General features: G+C 68.1%; 6 protein-coding genes. All 6 read right to left on the bottom strand.

Annotation, left to right across the window (positions count from 1 at the left end):
• Nucleotides 1-366: 366 nt before the first annotated feature.
• Nucleotides 367-507, bottom strand: coding sequence for a hypothetical protein (locus tag CCR79_RS12925; protein WP_201173736.1), 141 nt, complete (start codon nucleotides 505-507; stop codon nucleotides 367-369).
• Between the two features lie 49 nt (nucleotides 508-556).
• Nucleotides 557-1,738: a chromate efflux transporter gene (gene chrA / locus CCR79_RS12920; RefSeq protein WP_201173733.1), complete on the bottom strand. Its 1,182-nt coding sequence runs from the start codon at nucleotides 1,736-1,738 to the stop codon at nucleotides 557-559.
• 262 nt (nucleotides 1,739-2,000) lie between these two features.
• Nucleotides 2,001-2,507, bottom strand: coding sequence for a GNAT family N-acetyltransferase (locus CCR79_RS12915; protein ID WP_201173730.1), 507 nt, complete (start codon nucleotides 2,505-2,507; stop codon nucleotides 2,001-2,003).
• Nucleotides 2,508-3,001: 494 nt separating this feature from the next.
• A complete protein-coding gene (locus CCR79_RS12910; protein ID WP_201173727.1) occupies nucleotides 3,002-4,804 on the bottom strand; it encodes a methyltransferase domain-containing protein in 1,803 nt (600 codons plus the stop codon).
• Between the two features lie 127 nt (nucleotides 4,805-4,931).
• Complete coding sequence (locus CCR79_RS12905; protein WP_201173724.1) at nucleotides 4,932-7,502, bottom strand: DUF2357 domain-containing protein; 2,571 nt, start codon at nucleotides 7,500-7,502, stop codon at nucleotides 4,932-4,934.
• Between the two features lie 3 nt (nucleotides 7,503-7,505).
• On the bottom strand, nucleotides 7,506-9,359 hold the full coding sequence (locus CCR79_RS12900) for an MrcB family domain-containing protein (protein WP_201173722.1): 1,854 nt from the start codon (nucleotides 9,357-9,359) through the stop codon (nucleotides 7,506-7,508).
• Nucleotides 9,360-9,682: the final 323 nt, after the last annotated feature.

The raw sequence follows: 9,682 nt of genomic DNA, 5'->3' as shown, positions 1-9,682 counted from the left end.
TCCCGTACGCTCCGCCCTCGATCAGGAGCACACGATCGGTATGGGCGGCGGCGGCCCGGTAGGCGCGCAGTCCGGCGCTACCCGCCCCGATGATGGCGACGTCGGTCTCGAGATCGGTCATTGCAGGTGTCTCCAGTGCCGAGGATTCGCGTAAACTAATCTATTGTAGTGTTGAGAATAGGTATGCCTGTCGGGCGTGTCAAACGTCGCCGCGGTCACCCCGACGCCAGGCGTGATAGCGCCCCAGCCACCGCAGTACCGTCTCCGATGCGTGGGCCTTCTTCCGCCAGGGTCACCATTCGCCCTCACGGTGCTGCCGATCACCGCCACATAAAGCAGGAAGAGCGCGCCTGAGGTGAGTGCCTGCTACTCGGCGGACAGGGCCTGGAAGGCCGCCCGCTGGGCTTGGAGGTAGTCGAGGGTGAGGTAGTGCTGCGCATCGAAGGCAAAGAACAGCGCCACGATGGCAGCGATGGCAGCGACGAGAACAAGCTTGAGGTAGCTCATGATGGGTTGGCCTGCGGCTTTAGAGGACGTTGCCGACCGCTCGGTGGATTCAGGCGGGGAGTACTAGTTTGGTCGCAATGCTTGCCGTCACGCACCAGAGCACGACCCAGATAACGGAGACGCGGTCGGTCGCCAGGAGGCTGAAGCCTATCAACGCGATGGCGGCATCGAGGTGGGTCTCGATCCCCTGCAGCCCGATCGGGTCGTAGAGGGCTGCAGCTAGGAGCCCGACGACGGCGGCGTTCACCCCCGCGATGACTGCACCTGCGCCGTGGATCCCCGCAAGGCGCTCCCAGAGCGGCAGCAGGCCGGCGACCAGGAGGAGTCCGGGTAGGAAGATGGCGAGCAGCGCCAGGGTGCTGCCGAGGAGGGCGTTCTCGGCGGCCAGGGCGCCGAGGTAGGCGGCGAAGGTGAACATCGGTCCGGGGATCGCCTGCGCCGCCCCGTAGCCGGCGAGGAAGTCTTCGCTCTCGACCCAGCCCGTTGCCACCACGCTCTCCTGGAGGAGGGGCAGTACGACGTGGCCACCACCGAAGACGAGGGCGCCAGCCCGGTAGAACGCCTCGACGAGCGGCCACAGGCCGCCCGCCAGGGCCAGGAGCGGCAGTCCGATTAGCAGGGCAGCGAAGGCGCCGACCAGCATCAGTCCAGTCCGAGGTCCGTAGCGCAGCGACCACCTCCCCGGATCAGGGGAGGCGACCTGCCGGCACAGCCACAACCCCGCGAGCCCGCCGGCAGCGACCACCAGGAGTTGCATCCAGGCGCTTCCGGCAAGCAGGAGGATGGCGCCGGAGACCCCGGCGATCAGGATGCGCGGTGCGTCCGGGCAGAGCTGCCGGCCCATGCCCAGCACGGCATGGGCGACGATGGCCACGGCGACGAGCTTGAGCCCACTCAGGGCGCCCTCTGCCCACGGCCCCTCGAGGTACGGGTACACACCGGCCAGGGCGAGCAGGAGCAGCGCAGAGGGCAGGGTGAATGCGATGAAAGCGGCGATGCCGCCCGGCCAGCCGGCACGCAGGATGCCCAGGGCGAAGCCAAGCTGGCTGCTCGCCGGCCCGGGCAGGAATTGGCACAGCGCCATGAGCTGGGCGTACTGCTCGTCGGTGAGCCAGCGTCGCCGCTCAACGAACTCCGTGCGGAAGTAGCCGAGATGGGCGATGGGCCCGCCGAACGCTGTTACGCCGAGCCGCAGGAAAGCGGTGAAGACCTCACGGGTGGATCCGGCCATTGGTGCCTGCGGCTGCTCCGCGTTCGCCTCGTCCTTGGATCTCTTTGCTATCGAAGACCCAGAGCATCTGGAGATTGGTCGGGGGATCGAGGATCTGCGCTTCGGTGAACCAGTGCGTGTCACCGCTTTCTACATCTACCCTGGGCCAAGCTGAGCACCATGACGCTCAAGGTTGCTTTGAAGGAACGCATCGGTCTACTCCCTCCGATGGTAGATAGGCACTTTCTCAGGGCGGGGGGTGTCAGGTTGATCAGTCGGGCGATCAAAGCGAGCGATACATGATCAGCGCGTCGACGTGACCGTGAATCGGATGGCGGAAGGCGCCGGGCAGGCGGCCGACCACCGTCATGCCGTTGCGCTGCCAGGTGTGGATGGCCGACTCGTTGGTGGCGACGACCAGATTATACTGCATGGCTCGGAACCCGAACTGCGGTGCCATGCGCTGGGAGTGACGGCAAAGCGCTCCACCGATGCCTCGTCCGCGGGCGGGCTCGGCGACGATGTAGCCGCAGTTGCAGACATGGTCGCCAAGGCGCGGCTGATTGGGCTTGAGGTAGTAGGAGCCGACCAGGCCTAGGTGCTCGTCCTCGGCGATCCAGGTGGCGGTGGGTATTGTCACCCACAAGTGGTAGGCCTGCTCCTCGTCGAGTTCCGGTGAGAACGGGAAGGTTTCCCCGGCGCGCAGGACGGGCTCGATGACGGCCCAGACCTGAGGCCAGTCGTCATCGACAAACGGTCGGATAGTGAGTTCGCCGGCTGGGTCGGTCACGGGTTTTGGTGCTGGGTGCTAGTTATTGGCGAAAACGTCTTCGACTCGGTCGGCGTCCAGGATCCGGTCGAGTTTGCTCGAGAGCATGGCGGACCTCCGCCTCCGCGATGTTCCGATACACCCTGGCAATATACACCAGCAGTGGCATACACCAGCAGTGGCTGCTCCAGCGGATGCCCCGGTGGGAGTCTCGGAGAATACGGACGAGGTCGTCTCGGCTCAGGTCGTCGGCGAAGGCCAAAGTGTAGGGATGTTCCGTATCGTGTGCGGTGTGGAGTCAACCCCCATCCGCCCTTGCCTCAACGATACGTTTTCTGCACAGGCCCGCCGGTTGACGCTGCTAACTGCCTGATCGCCGTGGCGGTGTCCATAACCTCTTGATTCGCCTATTAGTGCGGGCTGGGCAATCTCTGTCCAATCGACCTCGAAGCCGCTAATCGCCGCCAGCGGCGCGCCTTTCTTCACAGAGTTTTCCACAGGTTTTGTGGAAAGGCTCAGTCAAGGCGCCGGCCGCCACCTGAAACCGTTGGCTTCGGGTAGGTTCGATAGCACCACTCCGGAACCTGCTGATCCTGCTTGAGCCGGATGCGGCGCAGATCCAGGGCGGAGAAAACGCTGTCCAGATCATGCGACTGATCATCCCTCAGTCCGGGTAGCGTCGCGGCGGCCTCGCGCCGGAAACGCTCCGCGATGGTCGTTTCTGGTGCGCTTTGCCAGGCGCGCTCCCACCAGCGCTTCAAACGGTCCTCCGCATCCTGAAGGGTCGCCGCGTCCGGAAGTCTTGCCCCTTTGTTGCCATTGACCTGCGGGGTGGCTGGCACCAGGTTCCAGAGGTCATCGCAGGGCCATGCCGCCCAGGGAATGCAGTGGTCGACCTCGAAGGCGCTCTGCCTGAGAAGCCGACCGCTCCAGACACAGTGGATTGGTTCGCCAGCCTCGCGCAGCGCCTCGATGCGTTCGCGGGCAAGACGAACATCTCGTTGCGGCTCACGCCAGTCGAGGGCGTGTTCCATCACGGCCGGTGCCAACTGCCGCCCTTGCCGGTCGGCATAGTCGGCCATCAGGCGCTTCCATTCGGTGATCAGCGCCGGCTCCACCCAAACACTGAATCGCTGCAGGGCTCGCCAAAGCTCCAAAGGTATCCGGAAGACGCCATACTGCCAGAGGAACGGGGCATCGATGATGGCCTCGTCCTGCGCGCGGCTCGGGCGAGCGCGGCGGGCGTGGAAGACTTGGTCGCCGCCCGGAAAGGTCGTGTAGTGGGCGGGCATATTGCGGATGGTTTCGGCTGCCTCGCGCAGTGCCATGGACAGCGCCCGCGCCCGATCATCGGAGAAGCGCACGCCGATGCGCAATTCCTCGGGCGCCACGTCGAGGTCGAGGAGCTTGCGAAATCCGTCGCCGGCAAACCCGAGGCCACGCGGCGTACCGTCGTGGCGTGGCAGCTGCGGCAGGCGCTGACGGACCAGCGGCAGGAAGAGCCGGACCCAGATCATTGCCACAAGGCCCAGTGGTAGTTCGACGCGGCCGTCCCCGTCGTCGTCATCACCGGGTGACCGCGCCAGGCCGTCCATGCCATCGGCCGCGCGACACGTACAGCGCAGCAGCGCCAGCTTGTAAGTGGCGCTCTTTTCGTCGTTCAGGATGATGTGCCGCAGCAGGGGCAGTGCCCCGGTGCCGTCGTCCGGTAGTCGGATGGCCACCTCGGCCCAGGAGACCTCCGGACGGCCCAGGGCATCGGCGCTCTCGCCGACGTGCTCGACGTACGCGCCGTGTCCCGCGGCGAGCTGACGGAGTTCGGCTACCGAGACTGCACGCAGGCCGCGCTCCGGGGCCTCGGGGCCCAGGCGCAGCGTGAAGGCCAGCAGCCCGCCCGGCTTGAGCAGGGTAATGAGTTTGCGGAAGGCGCGGGCGCGTTGCCCCTCCGGTACGTGCATCCAGACTGCGCTGAGCAGGATGGCATCGAAGCACAGGCCTAGGCGGTGGACGTCCTCGAGCCCGGGGAGCTGGTCGTCAAGCCAGCGGATGCGCGGGTGGGGGTGGCGACGGGCGGCCTCGCCGCGCAGGGCTGCTGCTGGCTCGACGGCAACCACCTCGTGGCCGCGCTCGGCGAGCCAGGCGGCATCACGCCCGGAGCCGGCGCCGACGTCCAGGACAGTGCTATCGCCACCAGGTGGCAGACGGTAGATGAGCCAGTTGTGGACGTCCGGGAAGGAGAGGGACTCATAGTCGTCCGCAACATGCTCGGCGCGCTCGTGGTACCAGCGGATCGCCGGGTCCTGCTTGCTGTCCTGCATGCTGGGGGTGGCTCCTCAAGGCCGGTTCGGCTCTCCGTACTCTAATCAATGTGCCATGAGCCGCCGCATGTCGTCGCGAGTGCGTTCGTCTTCCACAGATTTTTCCATGGGTTCCAGGGAAACCGCCTTAGAGTGGGCCATCTTCCCGCGCGCCTATCAGTGCTTCTGCCGCAGCCTCACGGGGCAGCTCCCGCCGGCTGCCGTTGGACCCCACCACCTCAAAGCGCTCGCCGTCGAGGTAGTGCGCCCGGCGTCCCGCGACGTGGAAGGCGACCCGAGCGCGCCGGCCCGCGGCGGCGGGATCCCGCGGCGGCAAGGCCCGGAGCTCGAGATCGGCGCCCCGCGCCCGAAGCGCCTCGTACAGGGCCCATTCCGGGGCAGACTCCAGGAGGAGCTCGGTAATGTTGCGGGCGCGCTGGAAGGCGAGCCGGGAAGACCAACGGTTGGTGGAGAAGCGCTGCCCGCGACCACCGTCGCGGTTGATGATCGGTGCCTCCAGCGCCTGGAGCGGCCCCAGGTGGTAGAGCACCTGCAGCTTGTCAGCGCCCCGCCGGGTAGGCCAGGGCGTGGCGATCTGCTCGCGGGGAAGGACCTCGATGCCCGTCACTTCCGCCCAGTGGATGACCGCCCCCGGCTCGTCCCCAGGCCGTACCGAGGCGGGCGTGTAGAAGGCCACGATCCCGGCCTGATGCTGGCGCGCCTGGCTGGGCGTCCACGGCGTGTAGTAGCGCTGGGCGCGGGCGATCCAGTCGAGGTGCGCCCGCTCTTCCTGCGGGCGCAGGACCGCAACCAGCACCACCTCCGCCGCAAGCCGGTGCCAGGCGTGGCGCTGGCGCTCCGCGCTGTGGGGGACAACGGCCTCTGCCGTGCGCCACCCGGAGCGCTGGAGTACGTGGTGCAGCCACTGCCGGACCCAGTGGGTGGAGCCGGGCAGGAAGGGTAGGGCGCCGACCCCAAGGCGCTCCAGGCCCTGCCAAAGGCGCGTCTGGCCGAAGTCCGCCGCTCCGTCCGCATCGAGCGGGTAGAGAGCAGCCCCCTCAATCACGGTCCGCTGCGCCGTCGGGCGACCCTGGTCGGCAGAGCCCCCAATGCCCGAGCGCTCCGCTCCTAAGGGGTGGCCTGCGCCTGAGCCCTCCTGCTCCAGGATGGCATCACGGTAGCGGTGGAGGACGTTGACGGCGTCGGCAGGCGGGCTGGCGGCGCCGAGGCGCTCGCGGGTCGCGGCATCGTCTTCGACCCGGTACTTGGCGTCTAGGACCAGACGCACTGTAGGCCACGCCGGATCCCTGAGCGCCAGGGCGAAATCCGGTTGCTGGGGGAGGAAAGTGCCCCCGTCCCGGAAACTCGGGTTATAGACCACCTCCAGGCGGCGTTCGCCCGGGAGGTCAAAGGGCACCGTATGCTTGCGGCCCCGGGCCAGGCGCACTCTCAGGCCGTCCGCCTGTACGGTCAGGAGCCGCTCGGGCGGGATGGGCTGCTCGAGCACCTCGGCGACGGTGCGCAGCAGGGCCAGGAAGCACCAGTACTCATAGAGCTGATGGATGTCCTTGACCGAGAGCTCCATTGGTCCACCGCGGATGCTGATGCCTTGGCGCAGGGTGAGCAGGACCTGGTAGGCCTCTTTGTAGCCCGGTGATCCCTGCAGCCGGAGGGAGGCAAACCCGGGCGGGGGTGGGCCGCCGGCCTCGGCGAGTGGCTCCAGGCGCTCCAGGGTGGCGATGCGACGCTCCAGCGCCGCGAGCTCGGCCAGGGCCTGGCAGTCGCGCTGGGCGCCGCCGGAGCCCGCGTGATGGCCCTGGCGCTGCCGATGGCGCTCGTCCTGGACGATCTGGGCCAGCTGCTGACGGATCCGCCGCAGCTGCTGTGCCAGCCAACGGTGCTCCGGGGTATCCAGCGAGGGCACGGGGCGCTGCTCCGGCACGCGCTGTCGGGCTGGTAGGCCTCCCTGGACCTGGCCTGCCCAACCGCCTTGGCCGCGGCCGGTTCGCAAGGCCCGGCGCACCCGGTTATCCGGCCGACGCACCGCCTCGGCACGAACCGGACGGTCCCGGCGCTGCAGGCTGCGCACCGGGTGTTGCGCGACGTGATGCAGGGCCTGTTCCAGCTGGCCCACAAGGTGCCGGAGCAGGGCCAGCCACTCCAGCCGGCCGCTGGGGCGGTGGCGCGCGGTGGCGCTGCCGTAGTGGGTGGCGCGCAGGTACTCCAGCGCCAGCCCGGCGGCGAAGGCGTGGACCTCCTCGCGCATGGCGACGTAGTCGGCGCGGTAGGCCATTTTCGTCGGGAAGACCTCCACCTCCAGGTCGAGCTCCGGCTCGCCGTCGACCCGGACACTGAAGCGGCTCAGCCCGACCTGGCCGCCGAAGTTGATATGGCCGTAGGCCTGCGCCCTGCCGGGTGCGGCGTGGAGATGAGTGAGGAGCGCGGGATCGCGGTGGCTGAGTTCGACGCGCTCGCCGTGGTAGCTGCTGAGCCACAGGTCGTAGGCCGTTTCCTCGAGCAGGGGTGGGCCCGCGGTCTCCGCCGGGTCCCGCGCTACGGCGTCCGATACGCCGGCGCGCGCCGTGCCTGGTCTCAGGGTGAGGTCCCGCCGCTGGGGCCAGATCCGCAACGCCCCCGTCGGCCCCTTGGCGTGCTCCGGCAAGGGGCCGCTGAGGATGAGCGTCACGCGGTCCGTCTCGATGCGGAAGAGCTCGGCCACAGCTCAGAGCCAGTACGAGGTGAAGCCTTCGGCTGTCAGCCGGTCCCACATCAGGCACGCCCGCGCCGCGAGCCCCGGGTAGCGGGCGCCGGCGATCCGGCCGGGCCGGCCGGTCTCCGCCCAACGCTCCAGGAGGTCGCGGGCGTCCTCCTCCTCGGTCCATGGCGTGCCACGATAAGCCCAGCCGAGGATGCCAATCAGGACCCGCTGGATGCTGGCGCTGCCGCCAACGATGCGCGGCAGGATCTTCATCTGTAGGGCCAAGTCGAGAGGCTCCACCGGCTCGTCCTCTCCGTTGCGGAAGAAGGAGCGGAGGGCCTCGGCGTGCAGGACGAAGAGCGCGAGCTCGTCGCGGGTGCGGTAGCCGACCTGGAGCTGGGCCTGGGCGAGGATGCGGTTGAGCGCGACCAGCTCGTCGATGGCCTCCTGGATCCGGTGCCGCTCCGCCGCGGTCAGGCCATCCAGATCGGCGAGGCGGGCGGCCCGCGGCTGCCAGGCGCTGACCGGCCACGGCTGGGGGTGCGGGGCCTCGCCCTGGGCCTCAGGCGCCCAGCGCTCGAGCGCCACCTCGGAGAGCTCCAGGGTGAAGGCGCGGTCCAGGACTTTGCGGGAGAAGCCGTGCGCGCTCTCGTCCATGTTGACCGTCCCCACCAGGGCCAGGTTGGCCGGCAGGTGGACTTGCTGCCACTCGGCATCGTGTGCCGGAAGCGTCCCCTGAAGGAGCGGGGTGCTGGCGTAGCCACCCCCGGCGGCGGGGCGGCGGTCCTCGATGCGGCTGAGGACCTCCGCGAAGTAGTGCTCCACGCGTGCAAGGTTCATCTCGTCGAGGATCGCGACCTCGTGGGCGTCGTCGGCCCCCATGGCACGGTGGGCGACCTCCAGCAGCGCCCCCGGCCGGAAGGTGCCCTGCAGGTCGGTGTAGCCGAGGACGTCGGCGCTGTCGGTCCAGTCCGGCCGGACGGGGATGAGTTCGGCGCTGCCGCCGGTGTACTCCGCTACCAGGCGGGGCAGCCTGGATTTGCCGGTGCCGGTGATGCCGGCGAGGATGACGAACGGCTTGGTGCGCAGGGCCGTCACGTACTGCGCCAGCTGCCAGTCGGGGAAGATGAAGCCTTCGGCCTGGATCCGGTCGCGCAGCTCCTGGAAACCGGTGGCTAGCTCGAAGTGGGTGCTTGGCTGAGGTGGAGGGTCTGGATCCTCCGTCGTGGCAGGCTCCGCCGGGCTCTCCACCAGGGTGCGGCGCAGGTCGGAGCTCATGTAGGCCTCGTAGGCGTCCAAGAGCGCCTCCAAGTCGGCGAAGAGGACCTCGTCGTCCGGCAGGTCGCCCGCCTCGTAGAGCCTATAGGCGATGGTGGAGTGCTCGTAGGCCTTGCCGAGGTTGCCCTGGGTGCGCAAGTCGATGGTGCTATCGGTCCGGAAAGCCGATGCGGTCTCAGGCAGGAGCTCCGCGAGTTGCCCGGCGCGGCGTCTCAGGACCGAGCGGGCCTCCTGCGTGCCGTGTTGCCGCTGGAGATCGGTCACCCCCTGATTGAAGGTCAGATAGACCCCGCTCATATCCTCCCGGAAGAGGTAGACGACGTAGACACCGTGCTGCGTGGTGTTCGTCTCCCGCTCGTCGAGGAATGCCAGCCACGGCACCCGCGCCCAGTTGCCGCGGCCCACCGACCAAGTGATCTGGACCGAGGGGTGCTGCTGGACGACCGGGTGCGCCTCGAGGAGCCGCTGCAGCTGCTCGAACGCCTGCCAGACCGGATGCTCCTTGCCGAAAGACTCGCTCCTCCGGGCGTTGTTGTAGTTGGCCAGGATGGTGGCGAGAAATTCTTGAAGGCTGGTAGGTGGGTACGGCGGGGTGGCCATGATATCCAAGCTTTTCTGCGTTGTGTGTGTGACCTCTGCTCCTGCGGTCTGATCGTACCAGGAAGGCCAGCTGTAAGCCGTTTTAGGCGTAGAGCCTGGTCTCATAGCGGAAAGCTGGTGGGCTCTTGGACGCTGATGTTCGCGTGTGGCTCGTGACAACGGACGCGAAGACTATAAGATGGCGCCGTGGTCTTCGGTGTACCGCACCCGGTTGCCTGGACACCCGGTAAGCATAATCACGCCGCCATCGGCATGGTTTCCAGGTAGTCTGTACGAACCTGCGCCGGCGACCGGAACCCATGGCGCTCCAGCAGCCAGCCGTG

The sequence above is a fragment of the Halorhodospira halophila genome (assembly GCF_016653405.1).
Taxonomy (GTDB): Bacteria; Pseudomonadota; Gammaproteobacteria; order Nitrococcales; family Halorhodospiraceae; genus Halorhodospira; species Halorhodospira halophila_A.
The sequence above is the reverse complement of the archived record's forward strand: the minus strand, read 5'-3'. Positions and strand labels throughout refer to the sequence as shown.